This window comes from Frigoribacterium sp. CG_9.8 (assembly GCF_015751965.1).
Taxonomy (GTDB): domain Bacteria; phylum Actinomycetota; class Actinomycetes; order Actinomycetales; family Microbacteriaceae; genus Lacisediminihabitans.
Genome location: NZ_JADOVH010000004.1, coordinates 114,777 through 138,320 on the forward strand (window position 1 = coordinate 114,777; position 23,544 = coordinate 138,320).

Sequence of the window (23,544 nt, forward strand, 5' to 3'; positions counted from 1 at the left end):
AGTGGCGCCCGCTCAGCCCGCGGCGAAGACCACTGCGTCACCGAGCGAGCGAAGCACGACCTGGTCCCCCGGACGGTAGGTGGCCCCGCTGGCCACCGGCACATCGATCGGATGGGCGCCGGCAAGCTCGAGCGTGAGCAGCTGAGACGCCCCCTGGAACTCGATCGCCAACACGCGGGCGACGCAGCCCGCAGCCGTTGTTCCCGACTCGGCTGTCTCGACAACCAGTTGCTCCGGCCGGAACAGCGCTACGCAGGATCCAACGAGTGTGCTCGACTGCGCCACCAGACCGAGCGCGCACTGCACCCGGCCCCCCGATGCCTCAGCCGGGAAGACCACAACATCGCCGAGGAATCGCGCGGTCGCCAGATCCGTCGGGGCGGAATAAAGGGTGACCGGAGTACCGACCTGCGCGAGTCGTCCGTCGCGAAGCACCGCTACCTGGTCACCGAAAGTCAGCGCTTCCTCGCGATCGTGGGTGACGAGCAGCGTCGTGATCCCTGCCGAACTGAGCGCTGCCGCGACCAACTCACGGGTCGCCGCCCGCAGGCCGGTGTCAAGAGCGGAGAACGGCTCGTCGAGCAGCATCACCGCCGGCTTCCGTGCCAGAGCCCGCGCAAGAGCGACCCGCTGCTGTTGCCCTCCCGAGAGTTCGTCCGGTCGGCGGGACGCGAGGGATGGATCGAGAGAGACCAGTTCCAGAAGACCGGCCACCACCGCTGTGCGATCGCCGCGCTCATGCCGATCCAATCCAAAGGCCACGTTCTGTCCCACTGTGAGGTGCGGGAACAGAGCACCGTCCTGTGCAACATGACCGATTCCGCGGCGGTGGGCGGGCACGGCCACCCCCGGACCGGCTACGATCTGGGATCCAATTCGGATAGTGCCCGCATTCGGAAGATCGAATCCACTCAGCAGACGCAGGAGCGTTGTCTTACCCGACCCGGACGACCCTACGATCACAGTTTTCGATCCGGCTGGCACCGTGAGATCGATGGATTCCAGCACCGACGTCGTGCCGAAACTCTTTCCGATTCCACGCATCTCGATCGCGCTCGGGTGAATCGCGCGAGGCGAGGTTTCACTCACAGGCTATTCACCGCCGTTGACTTCGACCGCGATCTCGCGAAGAGCAGGTAGGTGACCGGCAACGAGAGCAGGATCATCAGACTGGCATACGGCGCCGCCCCGACATAATCGATGTCGTTCGCCCGCGACCAGAATTGGATGGCGAGCGTGCGGGTGCCGTTCGGGGCGAGGAGCAGAGTGGATGTCAGCTCGGTGACGATACCGAGGAAAACCAGTGCGGCGCCGGCAAGCGCCGACGGCATCACGAAGCGCAGCGTCACCGTGAAGAAGGCCAGGATGGGGGCACGCCCGAGCGAGCGAGCGGCCTCCTCCAGCCCGAGTGGCACCTGGGCGAGACCGGAGCGAAGGTTCACGATCGCCCGGGGCAGGAACATCAGCAGATACACCACGATCACCAGAGCAGCAGTCTGGTACAGGACCGGAACCAGGCGGATGGCCACGGTCACGAAGGCGAGAGCGGTCACGAGCCCGGGCAACGAACTCGTCACATAGTTGATCGACTCGAGGATGCGCGCGACCCGGCTCGGAAAACGCACCGCAAGGAGCGCGATCGGGAAGGCGAGCAGACACGTGACCACCGCCCCAACCAGACCGTAGCCGACGGTCTGGCCGAGGGCGCTGAGAAGATACCGATCGGACCAGGCTGCGATGCCCCCGGACGCGAGCCACCGACCGACGCTCGTCAGTGGGACCGCCACTGCCAGCAGCACGAGAACCGTGAGGAAGAGGTAGGCGGCCGGGCTCCACGCGCCGAGCCGGGACCGCTCGGCCGGCCGTGCCGATCCCGCGCCGATCCGCGCGTATCGGGCAGTGCCGCGGGCGCTGGACTCCCCCACAAGAAGGAACAGACAGCAGAGCACTAACACACCGGCCAGTGCATTGGCGGCCGGTCCGTTGAAGGTGGAACGAAATTGGTCGACGATCGCGGTGGTGAAGGTGTCGAATCGGATCAGGGCGAAGGCGCCATATTCCGAGAGCAGGTGGAGGCCGATGATGAGCGAGCCGCCGACGATGGGGAGCCGCAGTTGCGGGAGCACCACGCGAAGGAAGACCCCGAGCGGCGCGACCCCGAGCGAGCGCGCAGACTCTTCAACGGCCGGGTCGAGTCGCCGAAGGGCAGCGACGGTCGGGAGGTAGACGAGTGGGAAGTACGACAGGCCCGCCACGAGCACCCCCGACCACAGGCCGTTGAGCGACGGCACTGCGCTGACCCAGCCGTAGCTGTTGACGAAGGCGGGGATCGCGAGGGGGACCACGAGGAGGATCGCGAAGGCGCGAGAACCGGCGAGTCGCGTTCGCTCAACCAGCCACGCTGCAGTGACGCCGACGATGGCACACAGCGGCACGGTGATCAGCACAAGCCCTGCGGTGTTCGCGAGCAGTTCGCCGACGCGCGCCCGAAACACGAGCGCGGTGAGGGTGGGCGCACCGGTGAGAATCGCCGTGACCACCACGTAGCCGATCGGCACCAGACCCAACAACGACACCCCGGCGGCCATCGCGATGATGGCCCCCGGGGAGCGTCGTCGGAGTCGGGTCAACATCCGATCCTGTTCATGCTGTTCCTATTCGTGCCGTGCGTGTTCGTGCCGTGCGAGTTCGTGCCTGCGTGGGCCAGGTCAGAGAAGTCCGGCCTGGGTCATGAGGTCGGTGACTTTGCGGCTGTCGAGCTTCGACGGGTCGAGTACCGGGGCATTCAGGTCGACGAGGGGAAGGAGCGCCTTGTCCGCCGCAACATCGCTCGCGACGGGATATTCAAAAGACCCACCAGTCTGCAGGATGTCCTGGCCGGCCTTTCCGGTGATGAACTTGAGGAAGGCCTGAGCCGCCACCGGATTCTTTGCCGTCTTCAGCACGCCACCCCCGGACGTGCTGACGAAAGCGCCGGGATCCTGGTTCTTGAAGTAGTGGAGCTTCGTGTTGTTGCTGTTCTCGCCCGTGCCGGCCCGATCGCCGAACCAATAGTAGTGGTAGATCACTCCGGCCGGGATCTGTCCGGCGTTGACCGCCTTCATCACGGTGCTGTTGCCCTTGTACGCGGTGAAGTTCTCTTTCATCGACGCGAGCCAGGAGGATGTTGCCTTCTCACCCTTCAGCGCGAGCATGGCACTCACAATGGCCTGGAAGTCAGCGCCCGACGGCGACGCGGCCCAGCGGCCCTTCCACGACGCATCCGCCAGATCGAGCAGGGATGACGGCAACTGGCTCTCTGAGACCAGCGACGGGTTGTAGGCGAGCACCGTGCTGCGCGCGGCGATTCCCGTCCAGCGGCCCGACGACGGCCGGTACGCCTCAGGCACCTGCGCGAGAGTCGCGGCATCCACTGGCGAGAACAGCTGTGCATTGTCGACCAGGCTCATCGCCGGGGAATTCTCGGTGAGGAACACATCGGCCGGCGAGGCGCTGCCCTCTTGCACGAGCTGGTTGCCGAGCTCGGGGTCGTCGCCGTTGCGCAGAGTGACCGTGACGCCGGTCTTCTTCGTGAACTCATCGGCCCACGCCTGGGTCAGCTCTTCGTGCTGGGCGTTGTACACCGTGATCGCTCCGCTGGGTGTTTTGCCGGAGCCGGAGTTCGCGGCTGGCGTCGCCGCCGAGCATCCGGCCAGGGCGATCGCGGTGGTGAGTCCAATCGCGGCTGCGACAAACCATTTGGGGGTGGTGTTCATGGGGAGGCTCCTCTAAGCAGGTCAGTCTCTGGTCATCACAACCCCTCGTGAAGGCGGGCTGTAGTAGGTAAGCCTACCCTAACTGATTGCCCCACTCCCGATCACGCCATTGGTGCGACTGCCACCACTTTCTCGGTTTCGTAGATCACCACGAGTTCGCGCTTGAGCACTTTGCCGCTCGGACCGAGGGGCAGCGCTGTCACAATCTCCACCCGGCGCGGATACTTGTAGGCCGCCAGCTTCTCCTTGGCGTACTCCGCGAGTGAGGCGGCGTCGACATCCGCTCCCGGCGCCAACACCACCGCGGCCATAATCTCCTGGCCGTGCACGTCGTGGGCAACGCCGAAGACGGCGGCGCTCGACACCGCAGGATGCGCCACCAGCACCTCCTCGACCTCCCGCGGATAAACGTTGTACCCGTTGCGCAAGATCATGTCCTTCTTGCGGTCGACGATCCAAATATAGCCATCCGCATCCTTCGTGCCGAGGTCCCCGGTGCGGAACCAACCGTCCACGACCGCCTTCGCCGACTCCTCCGGCAGGTTCAGGTAGCCCTTCATCAGATTGTGGCCGCGGATCACGATCTCGCCGAGCTCGTCGACAGGAAGCAGCTCGATCGAGTCCTCGACATCCGCCTTCGCGATCTCCACCTCCACACCCCAGATGGCCTGGCCGATGCTACCGGCCCGCGGCGGTCGACCCACATGATTGAAGCTCGCGACCGGGGAGGTCTCGGTGAGGCCGTAGCCCTCGTAGATCTCCACCCCGAACTCGGCCCGGAATCGCTCAATCACTGCGACTGGCAGGGATGCCCCACCCGACACCGCATATCGCAACTTCGGGCGCTCGGCGGTCTTCTTCGCCGCCTCGAGCAGCGCGATGTACATGGTCGGCACACCCATCATGATCGTGCACTCGTTATCGATGAGAGAGCGCAGCGCGGTGTCGCCGTCGAAGCGCGGAAGCATGACAATCCGGGCGCCGGCGCGAAAACCGGTGTTGAGTGTGCAGGTCTGGCCAAAGGTGTGGAAGAGCGGCAGGCAGCCGAGAATCGTGTCCGTCGATTGAAGGTCGAAGGTGCTCAGCAGGAGGGTGCTGGTCTGTTCGACGAGGGCCAGGTGGCTGCCCATCGCCCCCTTCGGCTTGCCGGTGGTACCGCTCGTGTACAGGATGGTCGCAGTGTCGGAGGGCTGGCGGGGCGTGTACGTGCGAATCGGCTCCGCCACCGCGGCGAGTGCCTCGAGCTGCGGGATGCCGTCGATCGGGTCAGGCGAGAGCACCGAGAGCACCGGAACCCCGGCCTTCGCCGCCCCCTTTGCTCCCTCGCCAAGCAGCGGGGCGGCACAGATGAGCAGCGTTGCCCCGGAGTCGCGCAGCACGTACTCGATCTCGTCGCTCTTCAGCAGGGCATGGATCGGCACCACGATTGCGCCGAGGGCGAGTATGGCGTAATACACGCGTGCAAAATCGGCGACATTCGGGATCAGCATGGCGACCGCGTGCCCGTCGTCCACGCCAGCCTTCCGAAGCGCGCCGGCGTACGAGCGCGTCTGATCCCACAGCTCCGAATACGTCGTCTCGGTTTGCCCCACCGCCACTGCAACGCCGTCGGGATATCGCTCGGCAGATTCCTTGAGAATCGCGGCAACAGAAAGCGTCGAGTAGCTGGCGTCGGTCATGGTGTTCCTGTCATCGTCGACTGGTGTGCACCCGTCTGCGGACGCTGTTTGCACGCTACGCCTATTGATGCGAAAACATCAAATTCGTGCGTAGTGCCACAGCAGATCCGCAGTGTCCCGAGTCATCCAGAGTCGTCCCGAGTCACTCCGAGGTTGAAATCAGGTGCCGGATCTCCGACCGGCGCGTGCTGCAAACTGGTCGATCGCGTCCAGCAACTCGTCGCTCCTCCAGAACACACCACGTCCATGCTCGGCCTTCTTCCGGAGGACGCCCTGCTCCGTCAGGGTGTGGAGCAGCGGGTACGCGTTCGTCGGTGAAATTCCGAGCTCCTTGCCGACGGTCGCGGCATCGAGTACCGGGCGGCGGGCGATCAAGTCGATGAGCGGCCATACTCCACTGTTGGAACGGGCTTTCACCTGAGAGTTCCATTCGTTCCGGACAGTGTCAATGTCTGTGACCAGCTGGCGCGCGTTCACCACAGCCCGCTCCGATGCTTCTGAGAACGCGCGGACAATCGGGGTTACATTTCCCCCACGGAACGCGGTGAGTGCATCGTGGTACCTCGGGATGTTGCCGAGGAGTCCGGCGGATACTGGGACGGCGACGTTTCGGGTGACACCGCGCCTGCGGAGCATGGACTGGGCCAGCGCGCGTCCGGTTCGACCGTTTCCGTCGGAGAACGGGTGGATCATCTCAAATTGTGCGTGAGCGATCGCGACTTGGGCGAGGGCTGGGATATCGTCCCTGGTCGAAAAGCGGACTAAGTCTTCGGTCAAGTCCCTGTTAGTGGTGTAGCGGTGTGTCCTTCGTTTTTGTGGGTTAGGCGCTGAGTTCGAGGGCGGGCTGGTCGGTCACCTCCTCACCGGTTTTAGGGACGAGGGTGAGTCGGCTTTTGGCCAGGATGTCGAGGCCGAGGTAGCGGCGTCCTTCAGCCCATTCGTCGGTTTGCTCGGCAAGGACTGCTCCGACGAGGCGGATGATCGCGTCACGGTTGGGGAAGATACCGACGGAATCAGTACGGCGGCGGATTTCACGATTGAGCCGTTCGTTGGGGTTGTTGGACCAGATCTGTTGCCAGAGTCCTTCGGGAAAGCCGGTGAAGGCGAGGATGTCAGCTCGGGCAGCATCGAGGTGGTTGTGGGCGTCGGGGAGTTTGCCGTCGACGTAGTCCAGGAGCCGATCGAACTGGGCGTTGACGCTGGCGGCGTCGGGTTGGTCATAGACGCTGTGGAGCATCGCTTTCACGGCCGGCCACAGGCTTTTCGGTGTCACCGACATCAGATTCGCCGCGTAATGGGTGCGGCAGCGTTGCCAGGCCGCTCCGGGGAGGTTCGCGGCTATCGCCTCGATTAGCCCGGCGTGGGCGTCGGAGGTGACCAGGCGAACACCGCTCAGTCCTCGCGCGACAAGGTCGGCGAAGAACGAATTCCATGCAGCTCCCGTTTCCGATGTTGCAACCCGGACGCCGAGGACTTCACGGCGCCCGTCAGCGTTGACCCCGGTCGCGACGAGGACGACCGCGTTGATCACCCGACCGCCCTCGCGGACCTTCATCGTGAGGGCGTCGGCTGCGACGAAGGTGAACGGTCCCGCATCGCCCAGCGGTCGGTGGCGGAACTCGTTCACGTGCTCGTCAAGGTCGGCAGCCATTCTGGACACCTGGGACTTCGAGAGGCTGTTGATGCCGAGGGTCTTCACGAGCTTGTCCATCCGGCGGGTGGAGACCCCGGCGAGGTAACAGTCAGCAACAACGGTGATCAGCGCGGTCTCGGCCCGCTTGCGGCGTTCCATCAACCATTCCGGGAAGTAGGTTCCAGAGCGCAGCTTCGGGACCGCGACATCGATACTGCCAACGCGGGTATCGAGCTGGCGGTGACGGTAGCCATTGCGCTGCGCGAGCCGATCCGGGGATGGCTGGCCCCATTCGGCACCAGCAACCGCATCAGCGCCAGCTGAGAGGAGGGCGTTGATCATGGTCTGCAGCAGACTGCGCATCAAATCTGGTGACGCATCACCGAGAGCTTCAGTAAGCAGTCCAGCAGGGTCGACAATATGTGGAGCGGTCATCGTGATGATGCCTTTCGAGTGGAGGTAAGAGACTTCTCGAAGGATCACACGGTGGCCGCGCTCACGTCGGCAAAGACGCTCACGACCACCATGCGCTACACCACTATGCGGGACTCAACTAAGTCTTCGATAAGTTCAGGGACTCGCTCCATCGACGGTGCTATGAACGTTGCCCCGTGCGGGCTTTCACCGCTGGTGCCGATCCACACCGGTTCAGTTCTCCACTGACCAGGAGTGTGAAGAGGCTGTGACGCCATCAGCACAGCATGCAACTCACGTATCCCGTTCGGGGATAGTGCATCCGCGAGTTCGATGGCGGACCGCATTGCGTTGGTGTTGGCGGCGATCAGCATGGCGTTGACGCCGGTCTTAGCCCCAAGCTCGGCGGTCAGAACTGAACGGGCGCTAGCGGTGAGATTCTCGATCTGGGAGGAAGACGCTGCCTCTGATCTGAGCAGGACCGGGGCGAAGGCGGAAACTCGGGAGCCGAGCTCTGCGTCGAATCGGGAAAGTTCCACGGTTGCGGCTTCAGCCTCGGCCAGCGTCTCGGAGTCGAGTCGCGGGGTCAGGTCGGCAATATGTGCGGGAATCGCTGACTTGTACTTGGTCGCGCGTCGGTTGTCGCGTGTGGCTGCGGGCCCATAGCCCGCGTGAGGCAGGGCGATCCATGTCTGGTCTTCGTAACCGATTGCTGGCCATGCAGCGGATCGGCGCAGAGGTGTCTTGGGCTCGTCGGAATGAAATTTGTTGTTGCGACCTTCGAGATCTCGGGCTCGGTTGCTCATCAGGACCCTCTCTAAGTCATAATCGCAGCGCAAAATATTATGACTTTGTTATATAAGTCATAATTTATTCGGCCGTGAGTACGAGTTGCAAGCCGCAACCGGATCGTTGGAGAAGAGCAGAGAAAAACTAAGCAATACAAGCCTCAGTGCAGAGGAGTCCGACAAGCGACGGTGCGCGCGTCCAAACGAAAAACAAGATTAGGCCGACCAAGAAGGTGAAAAGGTTCCACAACCAGAATTCGGACCGGATGCCCTGAGCCGAACCCCTTGCGGCACTCATTTGGCCGCGCAGGCAGTTCAATCCCGATGGCTTCGAACCACAGAGAGTGAGGCGATCGACTCGTCAACGGCGGCGTTGGACCGCGGAGCGCGACGCTGCGCAGGGTCTTCCGAGACAGAAGTGTCGAGTGAGCGGTCACCATCAGTCCGTCCGAGATAGTTATCGATATCGTTTCGACCTACCGGACATCACGTATTTCACAGTGGAAGATACGAAACATTCATGGCTGCCACGAAGGTTCACACGCCGCGGGTTGGACAGGAACGGGCGTCACCATCGCGGTCATCGACAGCCAGCTCAACCTGCAGGTACCGACTCTCGCTGGTGCAGACATCGAGCTGCCGTCGTCGGTCGCCTGCACGGCCACAGAAGGTCAGGAAATATCGCCGACCTCGACCGATTTCTCGGCATCCCACGCGACCAACGTCGTCTCGCTTATCGTTGGCTCCGGTGTGGGTTATTTGGGCCAACCTGGAGTAAAAGGTGTAGCGCCCGGTGCCAAGATCCTGTTCTTCGCGGTCGGAGGCAGCACACCGGGAGACTCCCCCGACGAGATGATGTGCAACGGTGATTCGGTCGATGCCTCGGCTGTGAGCACCGCGGTAGCCGGGGGAGCACAAATAATTTCGGTGTCGTTGGGCATTGACTCCAGCCCCGACCTTATTGCCGCGATCGCTGCCGCAAAACGAGCCGGAGTGGTGGTTCTCGGAGCTCTCCCCAACGAAACCACTGGCGAAACCGGCGCTCCTTCCGGAAACTTCCCCGCAGCAGCGAACGGTGTTGTCACCGTGCAGGCAATCGGAGCCGACAACGCCATCGAGGAGACAGACGGCAAACCCAACGTGTTCCCGCTCACAAAAACCGACATCGCTGGCCCCGGCATCGCACTCCTCACCCAGGGGAGCAGCGATCCGAATACCCGGGAGGGCGTGACCATCGGTGACGGCACATCGTATGCGACACCGATCATTGCTGGTTTCCTTGCCATGGTGAAGCAGAAGTATCCGGCGGCGACCGGGAACCAGCTCATTCAGACGCTGATTCACAACACCGGCACAGGCACAGGCACAGGCAACCATCCGCCGGCCCGTGATGCGAAGGGCGAGGTCGGGTACGGACTGGTGTCGCTCGACCACATGCTTGAGGTCAATCCAACGACAGACCCCGACGTGAACCCACTCATCTCTACCGAGTCAGAGCAGACGCCGACGGCACAGGAATTAGGTTGGTCGCCGTCGGCCAGTTCCAGTGCCCCGGCGCGCACCGCGAGCGAAGTCGAATTGCGGTCATGGTTTCTCCCAGCCGTGACCGGTGGCGTCGCGATTCTCGTGCTCACCCTGTTATTTCTCGCTGTCGTCACTCGGAGAAAGAAGCGAGCCATCTCACTCGAAAGCTAGGTGCGCCGCACAGGGGAAGTTCGGGTGTCGCAGATCGGCCACCCGAGCGGAATTCTCGCCCGCGTACCTCAGGCGCGACAGCGTGCCGAACTAAAGCACCTTCGACAGGAACGACTGTGTGCGCCCGTGCTGCGGATTGGCGAGCACCTCGCGCGGGACGCCCGACTCGACGACCACCCCGCCATCCATGAACACCAGGGAGTCCGCGACCTCCCGGGCGAAACCCATCTCGTGGGTGACCACGATCATGGTCATGCCCTCTTTGGCGAGTTGCTTCATCACATCGAGCACCTCGCCGACCAGTTCCGGATCGAGCGCAGAGGTCGGCTCGTCGAAAAGCATGAGTTTCGGGTCCATGGCGAGAGCGCGCGCGATTGCGACCCGCTGCTGCTGGCCACCGCTCAGATGGGCTGGATAGCTGGCCGCCTTGTCGTCCAACCCCACTTGGGCAAGCAAGTCCGTGGCGCGCTCGATGGCCTTGGCCCGCGACATCCGCTTCACGCGCAGCGGTGCTTCGATGATGTTCTCGAGAGCCGTCATGTGCGGAAAGAGGTTGAAGCGCTGGAACACCATTCCGATGTCGCGCCTCTGCAACGCGGCTTCTTGGGGCTTCAACTCGTGGAGTTTGTCACCCCTCTCGCGGTAGCCGACGAGTGCGCCATCGACGCGCAGGCGACCGGCATCCACGGACTCGAGGTGGTTGATGCAGCGGAGGAAGGTGGATTTGCCCGATCCACTCGGCCCGACCAGGCACATGACCTCGCCTCGCTTGACCGTGAGCGAGATGCTTCTGAGCACCTGGTTCGAGCCGAAGCTCTTCGAGACGCGGTCCGCCTCCACCATCGGTGTGTCGTTCATCGGGTACCGTCTCCTCGCGGATCTCTCGGTGGCTCTGAAGCATCATCGCTCGGCGACCCCACCACGGTCACGAGGCCGGTGGCCACCGTGACCTTCTTCTCCGGTTGAGCAGCCCCGATTCCGCGCGCGAAGCGCTTTTCGAGAAAATATTGGCCGATCATGAGGATCGACGTGAAGGCGAGATACCAGATCGACGCGACGAGGAATAGCGGGATGGGGGTGAACGCCTCGGCGGAAATATCACGAGACCGCGTGAACAGGTCAAAACTGTAGGGCACGGCGGTGACCAGCGAGGTCGTCTTCAGCATCGAGATCACCTCGTTGCCAACCGGGGGAATGATGACCCGCATCGACTGCGGGATGATCACGCGCGCCATCGACTGGAACCAACTCATACCGAGTGCGGTCGCCGCCTCATCCTGCCCGCGGTCAACGGAGAGGATGCCGGCGCGCACAATCTCCGCGATGTAGGCAGCCTCGTTGAGCGCAAGCCCGATAATGGCGAGCTGAAACACATTGAGTGCGTCCCCGGTCGGCAGTGAGATGAACGGGTCTACGAACGGCAATCCGAAATCGATCACCGGATAGATAACTGAAAGCAAGCCCCAGAAGGTGAGCTGCACATACACCGGAGTCCCCCGGAATACCCAGAGGTAGAACCACGACAGACTCTTGAAAACGGGGTTGGGCGACAGGCGCATTACGGCGAGAAGGATGCCGAGGAGCACCGCGATGACCATCGAATAGACGGTGAGCTGAAGAGTATTGAACGCCGCCTCGGAGATGCGGCGGTCGAAGACATACTTGGCCACCTGCGGCCAGTTGAACGCTGGACGCAGGGCAGCGTCATAGACAAACGCGACAGCAAGGAGCACGATGATGACCGCAAAAACGTTGCGGATCGGGTGCCGGAGCTTCACCGACTTGATCGCCGCCCCCTCGCTCGAGGAATGGGTGGCGTCCGGCGACGGGGTTGCCCCCGCCGCCGGACCAGAAAGAGATTCTGGATTCACTCGACTAACCGTTTGCGCCCGCGTTGATCGTGATCTTGTCGATGCCACCGGAAGCGACGCCCCACTTGTCGAGCAGCTTCTTGTAGCTGCCGTCATCGACCATCGACTGGAGCGCCTTCTGCAGTGCCTTGGCGAGCGGGTCGCCCTTCGCCACAGCGATGCCGTACGGTGCGACCTCGAAGCTCGTGCCGGCGGGCTGAAGCTTGCCCTTGAGCTGCGCAATCGCGTAGAGGGTGACGGGTGAATCAGCGCTCATCGCATCTGCCTGTCCGAGGGCGACAGAGTTGGTCGCCTGATCCTGGGTGTCGAACTTGATGACCTGGATGGCTGGCTTACCCGCATCGGTGCACGCTTTGGATTTGGTCGGCACCTCATCGGTGTCTTGATAGGTGGTTGCCTGCACCGCCACCTTGAGCCCACAGGCGTTGTTGGGATCAACGGTCTTGCCAGTGGGTGCCGCCCACTGGATACCTGCGGTGTAGTAGTTGACGAAGTCGACGATTTTTTCCCGTGCGGCGTTGTCGGTGAAGGAGGAGACGCTGGCGTTGTATTTACCACCGGCAATGCTCGGGATGATGCTGTCGAACTTGGCAACGGCGTACTCCGTCTTTACGCCGAGCTTGGCGGCGACAGCGTCCATCAACTCGACCTCCCACCCGATCGGTTTGCCGTTGGCGTCCTTATATTCATTGGGCGCGTAGGTCGGGTCAATGCCGACGATGATCTTGCCAGCCTTCGCGATCTTGCTTGGCAGCAGTGCTGCGGCAGCCGAATCCTTTGCCACCGCCGCTGAACTGCCCGTAGCTGAGGGGTTGGCTGGAGTCGTGTTATTGACGCAGCCACTCAACGCGATCGCGACAACGACGGCGAAAACAGGTATGCCGTATCTGATGCGCATTCTTCTTACCTATCTCTCATGGTGTGGGACATTCGAGATCGATACTACGGGCAGTGCAATACGGATGGCACGAAAATCCTGTCGTGACCGTGGGCGAGTCGACCTCGCGGCTGTCACCGCCGGGTAACGAAATATCCGGCTAGAGGGGTGCGAGCACCTTTTCGTAGCAGAGGGCGTTTGCCATCAGCTCAAACGGCGGATATGACGGTATCAGCCGGTATCCGATGCTCTCGTACAGTGCGATCGCGGCGGGTTGACGATCGCCGGTCTGCAACACGAGCGACGGAGTCCCCAACTCGCGAGCCACCGTCTCCAGCTCGTACATCAGGGTCCGCGAGATTCCTCGACCGCGATAGGTCACGTCGACGACTACTTTTTTCACCTCAAGCACCCCGCCGAAGCCATGGGGCCGCAGGCCAGCCTGAGCCACCGGACGGGCACCCAATGTGTCAACCAAAAGCACCGTTGCAACAATGGTGGCGGGCTCCACCTCGAAGGAGGCAGACAATAATCTCTTCAATTCCGGCGAGTAACCGCTAAAGCTGTCGGCGTAGATCGCGGTCATTTCGACATCCATGGCCGTACGCAAAAACGCTGCGCGCGGGTCGAGCCAGCCGACCCGCGCGCAGGTGATACCCGCCTTGCTGCGTTCTACTTTGCCCCGACCGTAGCCGACGCGTTCGACTCGTACGACGTGTTGGTCGACTCGAAGAAGTTCACGAGCTGCAGCGTGTCATTCGCGGTCGCCATCCACTTGGCCGGGTTGGTCACGTTGTACTCGGCTTCGAAGCCGAGCTCCTCGAGACGACGGTCGGCCAGGTACTTGACGTACTGGTTGATGTAGTTGGAGTTGAGACCGAGGATGCCACCCGGGAGCAGATCGCGGTTGTACTCCTCCTCGAGCGTGACGGCATCCAGGATCATCTGCTTGATCTCGGCGGCGAACTCCTCGGTCTGCAGGTCGGGGTTCTCCTCGAGCACCGTGAGGATGAGGTTGATGCCGAACTTGAGATGAAGCGATTCGTCGCGCACAACCCAGTCCATGAGCGATCCGAAGTTGCGGAGCAGGTTGCGCTGGCGGAAGGACAGCGCCACCATGAAACCCGAGTAGAACCAGAGTCCCTCAAGGATGACGTTGTATGCAACGAGGTTGCGCACGAAGTCTTTCTTACCCTCGGTCGTGGTGATGTCGAGAGTCTTCTCCGTCATGCGACGGATGTACTTGATCTCGAACTCTTCCTTCTTCGCCATGGACGGGATGTTGACATGCGAGCCGTAAGCGGCCTCACGGTCGATCGGGAAGGTCTCGAGCACATACTCGAACGACATGCAGTGGTTGGCCTCTTCCCACATCTGCTTTGCCAGGTAAATGCTGCACTCAGCCGCATTCACGTAGGGGTAGACGCCGAAGGCCAGCGCCTTGTTGACGAGGAGCTCATTCGGGTTGAAGTAACTCATGAGGAACGTCACCGCGTGACGCTCCTCGTCTGTCATCTTCTTGAAGTCGGCGATGTCTTCGCCGAGCTGGATCTCGTTCGGGAACCAGGTGTTCGCAACAGCCTGGTCGTACAGGTCCATCGCCCACTGGTAACGAATCGGTTTGAGCAGCAGCCCATTTTGCAGGCCGGTTCCGAGAATTCCCATGTTGCGTGCTTCTTTCTTGATAGTTACTTCGCTTATTAATTTTGTTGAAAAGTATGAATAACAATTGGTGGTCGAGTGGGGCGCTCAGAGCTCATATCAAGATCCGCCCGTATCGCGATCCGCTATTGGCAGCTCTCGCATTGCAGCTCGTCCATCGGATCGGTTGGCACTTCGTATTCGATGACCCGGGTGCACGTGTCGCTGTTCACTGTCTACACTCCCGACTTGGGAGCGAATCCACCGAAACCACGCTTGCCTCCGGTGGCCGGCGCCGAAGTGACCGGCGCGGTGACATCGGATTCGACCAGCGCAGATTCGACCACCGCGGACTCGACCGCCGCAGCAGTTGCCGGAGAGGATGCAGCGGTTGCCGTTGCGGACGCCACCGGTGCAACTGCAGCGGGAACACTGGCCGGAGCCGCGGCACCAGCTGAACCGAAGCCCTTGCGTACTGCGCCACCGGCGCCTCCACCGATCTGCTCAGCCTTGTTCACCTTTACCGTGGACTGCTCGGCCGTATGACGCGGCTTCATGTGCAGGTAGTACGTGGTCTTGACCCCACGCTCCCACGCGGCGAAGTAGATATCCATCATGTCGCCGAGGTCGCGCGTCTCGAGGTACATGTTGCGGCTGATGGACTGGTCAATCCACTTCTGGGCGCGGGCTGCAACCTCGAGGAAGGAGTAGGGCGAGAGTTGGAAGCTCGTCTTGTAGGTGGCCTTCATCTCGTCTGGAATCGCCGCGATGTTTTGAATATCACCCTGGCTGCGCAGGATTGCCTCGCGGGTGGTGTCCCAGATTCCGAGCGCCTGCAGGTCACCAACCAGGTTGCGGTTCACCTCGAGGAACTTGCCGTTCGAGGTGGAACGGCTGAAGATCTGCGAGAACTGTGGGTCGATACCCGGTGTCGTGCCCGCAACGAGCCCAATGGATGCGGTGGGCGCGATCGCCATGAGCGTCGCATTGCGCATTCCACCCTTGACTTTCAGACGCAGGGTGTCCCAGTCGAGACGGGTGGTGCGGTTGACCTTGATCTCCATGCCACGATCTGCCTCAGTGAGGGCAATCGAATCGAGGGGTACGAGGCCCTCCGCCCAACGTGAGCCAGCGAAGTTCGGGTAGGAGCCACGCTCAGTGGCGAGGTTGGCGCTCTCGTCGATTGCCGCGTAGGAGACATGCTCCATGATCTCGTCGATCAGGTCATACGACTCTTCGCTCTCGTAGCTGAAGCCGAGACGTTCGACTACATCGGTGAACCCCATGACGCCGAGACCGACGGCCCGGTTCTGCTCGTTGGAGAAGTCGGCTTCCTGTACGGACGATCGAGTGATGTCAATGAGGTTGTCGAGCTGGCGCACAGCCAGTCGGGTACTCTCTTCGATCTTGCCGAAATCGACCGCGAGGCCACCCGCGTCGAGCTCGCCAGCTTCTCGAACGCGAAGATGGCGCGACAGGTTGATTGATGCCAGGTTGCAAACCGAGACGTTGTTTTCGTCCTGCGGCAGCGTGATTTCGGTGCAGAGGTTCGAGAGGTGGATCGTGCCGGTGTTGTTGTTGAGCGCACGGTTGTTGACCGTGTCCTTCCAGCACAGCCACGGGTGGCTGGTGGTCTGGAGAGAAATCAGAATCGACTTGAACTGCTCGCGGGCGGTGATCTTCTTGAACATCTGCATCTCGCCGGCTTCGGCCTTAGCGACGTACTCGTTGTACTTCGCCGAGAATTCCTTGCCGTAGAGCTCATTCAGATCCTGCACTTCGAGCGGGTCGAAGAGGTACCAGCTTTCGTCGTTCTGCACCCGCTTCATGAACTCGTCCGAGATCCACACCGCGGTGTTGGCGGTGCGGGTGCGGCGGTACGGGTCGCCGGAGTTTTGGCGCAGGTCGAGGAACTCGGGGAAGTCGAGATGCCAGTTCTCGATGTAGAAGCAGAGGGCACCGAACTTCTTACCGCCGCGGCTGACCGCGCGCAGGATCGAGTCGATCGTGTGCATGAACGGGATCGGACCGGTCGAGGTGGTGTTGTTCGAGCGGATCGGCGAGCCCTGTGCGCGCAACTTGGTGACCGAGAGGCCGATGCCGCCGGTTCCCTTGGTGAGCCACATCACATCGCGGGTCGTCTTGGCGATGTGCTCCATGTCATCCTGCATCTCCATGACGAAGCAATTTGCGAGCTGCGGGTAGACCGTACCGGCGTTGACGAGAGTGGATCCCGCGGCCAGATACTCGAGCTGTGACATCTTCTCGTAGAACTTGATCGCATGCTCGGTGGGGTTTGCCTCGTTGAGGGAAAGGCCCATTGCAATACGCATCCAAAAATACTGCGGCACTTCGAGGGCGTCACCATTGCGGCCCTTGATGCCATAACGGTTGTTGAGGGTGACAACACCGATGTACTTGAGCAGTTCGTCGTGGGCGGGCTCCAGGTGCGTCGAGAGAAGCTCCAGGTCGAACAGGTCCAGAAGGCGGCTGTCAAGAAGCTTCTCCTCGACGCCGCGGGCCACATTCGCGGCAAAGTGAGTTGCGTGCAACGCCTTGAGGTCATCCGCGTTCTCGTAGTCGCCGAGCACGCGCTTGTAGATCGTCTTGAGAAGCAGGCGCGCGGCCACCGTGTCGAAGGCCGGGTCGTCTTTCACGTTCTGGAGCGCGACCTGGATGACCGCCTCATCCAGCTGCTGGGTACTGATGCCATCGAACAGGGTCAGTTCGAGCTCGCTGGCGATCTGCGTGACCCAGGTGATGTTCTCGTCCAGGCCGGCACTCGCGTGCTCGATCGCGAGGTTGATCTTGTTCGCGTCATACGGCTCGCGCTGTCCATTGCGCTTGACTACGGTGATTGCCACGTGTGTTCCCCTCGTGCGCCCCTGTGCGGGGTCGAAATTGTGTGCGAAGACCGTGATATGTGACCTTCGACGGGTGATGTCTCGGTGCGGTGGTTATGCGGTCTAATCACTATATATCGGGCTTCTGACAAATTGGTAACCCCACATGTAGTGGGCGTGTCATCCACAGACTGTGGATAAGTTCGCCGGTTTTTGCACAGGCTGTGCATAGATTCCGTCGGTTCTCTCACGACCCTATCCGCGACATCCGACACCGGCGATTAAGGGTCCGGCGAGTAGGCTGACACCTTGTGAAGACTTACCTGAGCCTCCTGAAAACGCGCGGAGTCGCGCGAATCATGTCGGCCCAGCTGGTGGCGAGATTCCCCAACGGAATGCTCTCTCTCGCCTTCCTCTTGCACATCGAACACATCGCTGGCTCATACTTCGCCGCCGGTCTCGTGCTGGCGGCTACGAGCATCGGCCAGGCAATCGCCGGGCCCCTCACCAGCCGGTGGATGGGTGTCTGGGGCATGCGCCCGGTGCTCGTGCTCACCACGACCGTCTGCACGGCTGCGGTCGGGACCATCGCGCTCGCCCCCGCGCTGCCGATTGCGCTGTACATGGCCATCGGTTTCGTGGGCGGGCTGGCAACTCCCCCGATCCAGCCGGCCGTGCGCACGATTTATCCGAAGATGGTCAACTCGCGCCAGCTCACACCGCTGTTCTCTCTCGATGCCTCAGCCCAGGAAGTGATCTGGGTGCTCGGACCGGTGATCACGACGTTCCTCGCCATCCAGGTGAGCACAGTCCTGGCGATTCTCGTGGCCCTCGCCTTCCTCGTGGTCGGGGGGGTCTGGTTCATCTCCTCACCGGAGGTCGGCCGCGTTCGCATCCCCCGCAGCAAGCGCAACCTCGGAGTGGTGCTAAAGAAACCGGCCGTGCTGTTGGCGACTACGACCGGATTCCTGCTCGTCGGCGCGTGCGCGGCGGTCGAGGCCGGAGTGGTCTCGGCCTTCGGCGAAAGCGGATCCGAGGCGGGGCTGGTTCTCGGCCTCTTCGCAGTCGGCTCGCTCATCGGCGGGCTCTCGCTCGGGCACATTCCGATCGGACCGTGGGCTCTCGCCCGCCGAATGTTCGCAGTCTTCGTCGGGATGTCGCTGGCGGCCGTGTCCCTCAACTTCTGGTGGCTCGCGGTCACCCTTGTCGTCGCGGGTATCGGTATCGCCCCCGCCCTCGCCGTGATGTTCGCAATAGTGTCGTCGAGCGTGCGCTTCAGCGAGACCGCAGAAGCATACGGCTGGGTGGGCACCGGACAGCTCATCGGTGCCGCGATCGGCTCGGCCGTGGCCGGGTTCATGATCGACACGTTCGACGCACCCGGTGCCTTCTGGGTGGCGGCGATCTTCGCCGGTGTCGGCTTTCTCATCCCGACGATCTTCCAGCGGGCCCACCCTGACCTGCGCGGACGCGATGCTAGCCCGATCCCCGACACGGAGCCGATAGCGACGCATCCCGGCTAGCGCCATCACCGTGCGCTACCAGCGGTCGTGAACTGTTGCCCGAAACTCGCGGTCGTAGAGCTCGGCCACGGCACCGGTGAACGCGGGGCTCATGCGCGGCACCGAACCCGATGCAGCATTGCTCTTCGCCTGTGCAACATTTCGTGCCCCGGGGATGACCGAGCTCACGCCGCCGAGCTGGGCAACCCAGGCGACAGCGACCTGGGCCGTCGTGAAACCGGATGCCGCCGCCTCGCCGGGCAACAGCGCGGCGAACTCGCCAGCCGCGGCCACTCCCCGCGCAAAGTCGACGCCCGAAAAAGTCTCCCCCACGTCGAAGGCAGAGCCGTCGCGGTTGTAGGTGCGATGGTCGTTCGCCGCAAACGTGGTGTCGGCGGTGTACTTGCCGCTCAGCAGCCCGGATGCCAGAGGGACCCTGGCGATGACGCCGACCCCAGCCGCGATCGCAGCCGGGAGTACGGCATCCAGCGGCTTCAACCGGAAGGCATTGAGGACGATTTGCACCGTCGCGACATTGGGCCGCGCAATAGCAGCGAGCGCCTCATCAGCTGTTTCGACGCTCACTCCATAGGCGGCGATTGCGCCCTCGGCGACGAGGGTGTCAAGATCCTCGAAGACCCGATCATCTGAAAAAACAGCGGTGGGCGGGCAGTGCAACTGCACGAGATCCAGCGTGTCAGTGCGCAGGTTCGTGCGGGAGCGGTCGATCCACTCACGAAACTTTGCCAGAGTGAAGTTGGCTGCATCCTGGGCTTCACGTCGTCCGATCTTGGTTGCGACGGTGATCGCGTGACCGGGTCGGTCGGCGAGATAGCTCCCGATCAACTGTTCGCTGCGTCCATCGCCATAGACATCCGCGGTGTCGAAGAGGGTGACGCCTGCCTCGGCGGATGCATCAAGCACAGCCCGAGCATTCGCCTCCGTCACTTCGCCCCAGTCACTTCCGAGTTGCCAGGTGCCCAGCGCGATGGCAGAGACAGTGCGGTTGGTTCGTCCGAGGGTGCGAGTGTCCATCCCGCCAGCCTAGGTCGCGTGAGCGTGGAGGGCAGTCGCGCGAGCGTGGAGGGCAGTCGCGCGAGCGTGGAGGGCAGTCGCGCGAGCGTGGGGGGGGGGGGGGGGGGGCAGTCGCGAATCAGTGACGTGCGAATCACGCGAAACGTTGGGTAGCGGCTCGCGGGAGCGCACCCCTACCGTGGGGTCATGAAGCGAACACTCATGAACCAACCACTCATGAACCAACCACTGATGCAGCGAACACTGGTAACCACCGTCCTGCTCGTTGCGGCGCTCGGGCTTGCGGGGTGCAGCATGAGTTCAAGTTCCTCGCAACCCTCGCAGCCCTCGCAGTCAGACGGCTCGGGCAAGTCAGACGGCTCGGGCAACTCGGGCAGCTCGGGCAGCTCGGGCTCGCGCGCCCCGGTGGCAGGGCTCGAGAAGGCAACAGACAGCAGCAACAGCTTCAGCACGACAGGCGCGGCTCAACGGGCATCCGCCCGCTCGGTGATCACGACCGGAAGGATCGCCATCACCGTGGACACCCCGTTGGTTGCGGCCGAGAAAGCCGTCACGATCACGGCTGCCGCGGGGGGCCACGTCGATGGCCGTACCGAACGTCCGTCGACGGGTGGCGACCCGGCATCGGCGCAGCTCGTGCTGCGTATTCCGAGCGCCACGCTGGACGCGACACTTGCTGAGCTCAAGAAATTGGGTCGCGTCGAGAACGTATCCCTGGCGACACAGGATGTCACCGGCCAGTCCCAGGACCTCGAGGCCCGGATCACCGCCCTGACCACGTCCGTCGGGCGGCTCGTCGAACTCATGTCCCGCGCCAGCAGCACCGCCGACCTGATCTCCATCGAGACGGCTCTGTCTGATCGCCAGGCCAGCCTCGAGAGCCTGCAGGCAGAAAAACGCGGCCTCGACGACCAGGTCGACCTCGCCACCCTCACCGTGGAGTTCGGAACTATCGCCACCGCACCGGTGCGAGCGCCCGACACTTTTCTTTCCGGGCTCAGCGCGGGCTGGGGGTCATTCGTGGCATTCCTGTCCGCAGCGCTCGTGGTGGCGGGAGTAGTTCTGCCCTGGCTGGTATTTGCAGCCGTGATCGCGGCAATCGCCACACTCGGCGTGCGCCGCCGCCGCATCCGCAGCATCCGCATCGCGCGGGAGCCGTAAGGCACGCCCCAGCACCGACACCCCCAGCACCGGCACTCTCGGCGCTGGCACCCTCAAGACCGGCACTCTCAGCGCTGGCGGGCGAGGCGCTCGAGCAATTCAGGTGCCGCACGATCCAGCCGTGCACCACCGACGCGGATGCCCACCACCAGAAACAGCGAACCGAGGCCGAGACCGACAACGAGACCGATCCAGCCCAGGAGTGCCACGCCGGTTGACGCGCCGACCGCGGCGAGAATGATCTCGGGCAACGCCAGCACCCCGAGCGCGCCCCAAGTTGCAAATGTTGTGAGCGCCGCGGTAAAACCGGCCCCTGGTGCGGCTTTGAATGGGTTGTCACCCGGTGCCGGCACGGGGATGACCACCAGAGCGGACGAGACGCTCGACACTCCAAGCCCGGTGAGGAACACGCCGATCGACACCCCGAGGAGCCCGGGCAGCGCAGACCATAAACCGCTGATCCAGACCGAACCGACGCTGAAGAGGATCACGATCGGCAGACCGAAACTGGCGAGAGCTGCGGCTCGGCCCAGCCGGTCATCCCTGCCCCGGATGCCGGATGAGATCTGGGTCGCGAAGGCCGTGCCCTCGTAGGAAAGGTCAGAGAAGATCGCCAGCGAAAGAATCAGCGCCACGAGTGGACCAACCAGTGCGAGCACTTCGAGCATCCCGTTACGGCTGTAGAAGAACATCAGTGCGGGGATGAGCGGTACGGCGATCAGCTGTCGGGCGTAGCGCGGATCCCGCGTCCAATAGGTGAGCGAACGTGCAGCTACGGCCCCCGCCGGGGTTGCCGGGAACAGTGCGAGAAAACCTAGTTTTCCCCTGCCGCGGCTGCGTGAAACAGTGTGAGCCGGCGTGATGAGGGCGAGAGCGAGGGTGCGTCGCCAGATCAGCACGAGTAGTGCCAGTGTCGCAATCCCGATGAGAAGGTGCAGTGCAGCTACGCCCCACTGACCGACCGCAACATCCGATGGCACGGCCCAGAGCGCGCCAAGCGGAGTCCACGCGAGCGAGTTTGCGAGGCTGGGGAGGGCATCCGTCGCTGTACGAAGACCCGAGGAGATCGAGATGATAATTGGGCCCAGCAACACGAGCGGCACCATCAGGAGCACGCCGGCAGCCTCACGGAAACGTCGTCCCGAGGCGATTGTGGAGCTGAGGGTCGTGACCGCCCGGGATCCCACGATGCAGGTGGTTGCCGCGAGTGCCCCGCAGACCGCCGCGAGAACGGCAATGAGCGGATGCTGCCACCAGGTGCCCGCGGTCGCCATAGCACCGAACATGGTCACGAAACCGGGCACTCCGACCAGTCCGCTGAGGGCGAGACCGATCAGCAGGGTGTTCAGCGGAATCGGGAAGGTAACCAGTCGCGCGGGATCGAGGGTCTGTTCAATGCCGGTGAAGAGCAGGGGCACGACCAGCCAGCCGAGCACGAGAGCCGAGCCAGCCAGAACCACGACGGTTCGGGCAATCTCGACCGGCGCCCCACTGAGGGCCACCAGCCCGAACGATGCGCCAAAGAGCGCACTGAGGCCGTAAAAGGCACCGAAGATCACCGCGACCAGCTGCCAGGTGCTGCGAAGAAGAAAGTTCTTCAGCACGAGAAGGCGAAGCTTCAGGAGATTCGCAACCATTCGGGGCCTTCCGCGTGGTGCCGCCCGCCGACCAACTCAACGAACCGGTCTTCCAGCGTCGATCCGCCGCGCACTTCGTCGATCGTGCCGGCCGCCAGCACTCTGCCGGCTGAGATCACGGCGACATGGTCGCACATGCGCTGCACCAGATCCATGGCGTGGCTCGAGACGATGACCGTGCCGCCCGACGAAACATAGCCCTGCAGGATGTCGCGGATGTTCGCCGCTGACACCGGATCCACCGACTCGAATGGCTCGTCGAGCACCAGGATTCTCGGCGCGTGCACGAGGGCACAGGCGAGGGCGATCTTCTTGGTCATGCCGGCCGAATAGTCCACCACCAGTGTGCCGCCGGCCCCCTGCAGGTCAAGAAGGCGCAGCAGGTCGTCTACCCGCTCAGCCACTGTGGTCCGTTCCATGCCCGACAGCAGTCCGGAGTAAGTGACCAACTGTTCACCGGTGAGCCGATCGAAGAGACGCGCACCATCAGCAAGCACCCCCACGAGCCGCTTCGCCTGGGTGAGGTTGCGCCAGACATCGACCCCGTGCACCGTGATGGTGCCGGCATCCGGTCGGAGCAGTCCGGTTGCCATCGAGAGCGTCGTGGTCTTTCCCGCGCCGTTCGGCCCGACGAGGCCATAAAACGATCCGGACGGCACATCCAGGCTGAGATTATCAACGGCGTTCTTGTCACCGAACCGCTTATAGAGGCCGCGGATGCTGAGGGCCACTCTCGCAAGCTGGTCGAGCGCGCCGGTCTCTGCTTCGGGCTGGTTGTCGGTCGCTGACACGTGCGCCACCCTACCCGACAGGGCCGTCAGGCATCGATCCGTGTCGTTGAGAGCGGAGATCCCGAGAACAGCCCAGCGAGTCACCGCATGCGGGCGGCGTGTCGATGATCCGTCCGCTGTCGGCCCCAGTAACCCGTGCACAGTGGATTCGCATGGCCACAGCCCCCGACGAAAAAACTCCCCGCTGACACCGGCGGTGAAGTCGACGTGCGGGGAGTGCAG

At 62.9% G+C, this 23,544-nt stretch carries 19 protein-coding genes; 3 read left to right on the top strand and 16 right to left on the bottom strand.

Annotation, left to right across the window (positions count from 1 at the left end):
- Nucleotides 1–12: 12 nt before the first annotated feature.
- The 7 genes from IWX88_RS09830 to IWX88_RS09860 form a co-directional block, all read right to left on the bottom strand.
- On the bottom strand, nt 13–1,089 hold the full coding sequence (locus IWX88_RS09830; protein ID WP_370568293.1) for an ABC transporter ATP-binding protein: 1,077 nt from the start codon (nt 1,087–1,089) through the stop codon (nt 13–15).
- Entirely contained in the window at nt 1,086–2,633 is a 1,548-nt protein-coding gene (locus tag IWX88_RS09835; protein WP_196829808.1) for an iron ABC transporter permease, read from the bottom strand. Before IWX88_RS09835 ends, IWX88_RS09830 begins: the two co-directional genes overlap by 4 nt.
- 75 nt (nt 2,634–2,708) lie before the next feature.
- The gene (locus IWX88_RS09840) at nt 2,709–3,755 is read right to left on the bottom strand and encodes an iron ABC transporter substrate-binding protein (protein WP_196829810.1); all 1,047 of its coding nucleotides are present in this window, start codon (nt 3,753–3,755) and stop codon (nt 2,709–2,711) included.
- A gap of 101 nt (nt 3,756–3,856) precedes the next feature.
- Nucleotides 3,857–5,434 carry a long-chain fatty acid--CoA ligase gene (locus IWX88_RS09845; RefSeq protein WP_196829812.1) on the bottom strand — a complete coding sequence of 526 codons (1,578 nt, stop codon included), beginning with the start codon at nt 5,432–5,434 and terminating at the stop codon, nt 3,857–3,859.
- Nucleotides 5,435–5,593: 159 nt separating this feature from the next.
- Entirely contained in the window at nt 5,594–6,211 is a 618-nt protein-coding gene (locus IWX88_RS14065; protein WP_196829814.1) for a Fic family protein, read from the bottom strand.
- Nucleotides 6,212–6,254: 43 nt separating this feature from the next.
- Nucleotides 6,255–7,502, bottom strand: coding sequence for an IS256 family transposase (locus IWX88_RS09855; RefSeq protein ID WP_196829816.1), 1,248 nt, complete (start codon nt 7,500–7,502; stop codon nt 6,255–6,257).
- A gap of 95 nt (nt 7,503–7,597) precedes the next feature.
- Nucleotides 7,598–8,287 carry a Fic/DOC family N-terminal domain-containing protein gene (locus tag IWX88_RS09860; RefSeq protein ID WP_196829818.1) on the bottom strand — a complete coding sequence of 230 codons (690 nt, stop codon included), beginning with the start codon at nt 8,285–8,287 and terminating at the stop codon, nt 7,598–7,600.
- Between the two features lie 498 nt (nt 8,288–8,785).
- Here IWX88_RS09860 and IWX88_RS09865 point away from each other — a divergent pair, with 498 nt between their 5' ends.
- Nucleotides 8,786–9,964, top strand: a complete 1,179-nt coding sequence (locus IWX88_RS09865) for a S8 family serine peptidase (RefSeq protein WP_370568312.1) — start codon at nt 8,786–8,788, stop codon at nt 9,962–9,964.
- Between the two features lie 90 nt (nt 9,965–10,054).
- Here the strand turns inward: IWX88_RS09865 and IWX88_RS09870 are convergent, their stop codons facing one another.
- From IWX88_RS09870 to IWX88_RS09895, 6 genes are all read right to left on the bottom strand, one after another.
- Nucleotides 10,055–10,822 (bottom strand): amino acid ABC transporter ATP-binding protein, encoded by a 768-nt coding sequence (locus IWX88_RS09870; RefSeq protein ID WP_305038636.1) that lies wholly within the window; start codon nt 10,820–10,822, stop codon nt 10,055–10,057.
- Entirely contained in the window at nt 10,819–11,835 is a 1,017-nt protein-coding gene (locus tag IWX88_RS09875) for an amino acid ABC transporter permease (protein ID WP_370568294.1), read from the bottom strand. The genes IWX88_RS09870 and IWX88_RS09875 overlap by 4 nt, the downstream gene beginning before the upstream one ends.
- Before the next feature lie 4 nt (nt 11,836–11,839).
- Entirely contained in the window at nt 11,840–12,733 is an 894-nt protein-coding gene (locus IWX88_RS09880; RefSeq protein ID WP_196829822.1) for an ABC transporter substrate-binding protein, read from the bottom strand.
- Nucleotides 12,734–12,872: 139 nt separating this feature from the next.
- Nucleotides 12,873–13,298 (bottom strand): GNAT family N-acetyltransferase, encoded by a 426-nt coding sequence (locus IWX88_RS09885; protein WP_196829824.1) that lies wholly within the window; start codon nt 13,296–13,298, stop codon nt 12,873–12,875.
- Nucleotides 13,299–13,384: 86 nt separating this feature from the next.
- Entirely contained in the window at nt 13,385–14,377 is a 993-nt protein-coding gene (locus IWX88_RS09890; RefSeq protein WP_196829826.1) for a ribonucleotide-diphosphate reductase subunit beta, read from the bottom strand.
- A gap of 212 nt (nt 14,378–14,589) precedes the next feature.
- Nucleotides 14,590–17,217: a ribonucleoside-diphosphate reductase subunit alpha gene (locus IWX88_RS09895; RefSeq protein WP_196829828.1), complete on the bottom strand. Its 2,628-nt coding sequence runs from the start codon at nt 17,215–17,217 to the stop codon at nt 14,590–14,592.
- 290 nt (nt 17,218–17,507) lie between these two features.
- Here IWX88_RS09895 and IWX88_RS09900 point away from each other — a divergent pair, with 290 nt between their 5' ends.
- Nucleotides 17,508–18,719 carry an MFS transporter gene (locus IWX88_RS09900; protein ID WP_196829830.1) on the top strand — a complete coding sequence of 404 codons (1,212 nt, stop codon included), beginning with the start codon at nt 17,508–17,510 and terminating at the stop codon, nt 18,717–18,719.
- A 15-nt stretch (nt 18,720–18,734) separates the two neighbouring features.
- Here IWX88_RS09900 and IWX88_RS09905 read toward each other — a convergent pair whose 3' ends face one another.
- The gene (locus IWX88_RS09905; protein WP_196829849.1) at nt 18,735–19,733 is read right to left on the bottom strand and encodes an aldo/keto reductase; all 999 of its coding nucleotides are present in this window, start codon (nt 19,731–19,733) and stop codon (nt 18,735–18,737) included.
- 186 nt (nt 19,734–19,919) lie between these two features.
- Between IWX88_RS09905 and IWX88_RS09910 the strand changes: the two genes are divergently transcribed.
- Nucleotides 19,920–20,894 (top strand): DUF4349 domain-containing protein, encoded by a 975-nt coding sequence (locus tag IWX88_RS09910; RefSeq protein WP_196829851.1) that lies wholly within the window; start codon nt 19,920–19,922, stop codon nt 20,892–20,894.
- Nucleotides 20,895–20,962: 68 nt separating this feature from the next.
- On the opposite strand, the gene IWX88_RS09915 is transcribed toward IWX88_RS09910, so the two are convergent.
- Together IWX88_RS09915 and IWX88_RS09920 are read right to left on the bottom strand one after the other, a co-directional pair.
- Entirely contained in the window at nt 20,963–22,531 is a 1,569-nt protein-coding gene (locus tag IWX88_RS09915; protein ID WP_196829853.1) for a transporter, read from the bottom strand.
- The gene (locus tag IWX88_RS09920) at nt 22,513–23,262 is read right to left on the bottom strand and encodes an ABC transporter ATP-binding protein (RefSeq protein ID WP_370568313.1); all 750 of its coding nucleotides are present in this window, start codon (nt 23,260–23,262) and stop codon (nt 22,513–22,515) included. The genes IWX88_RS09915 and IWX88_RS09920 overlap by 19 nt, the downstream gene beginning before the upstream one ends.
- Nucleotides 23,263–23,544: the final 282 nt, after the last annotated feature.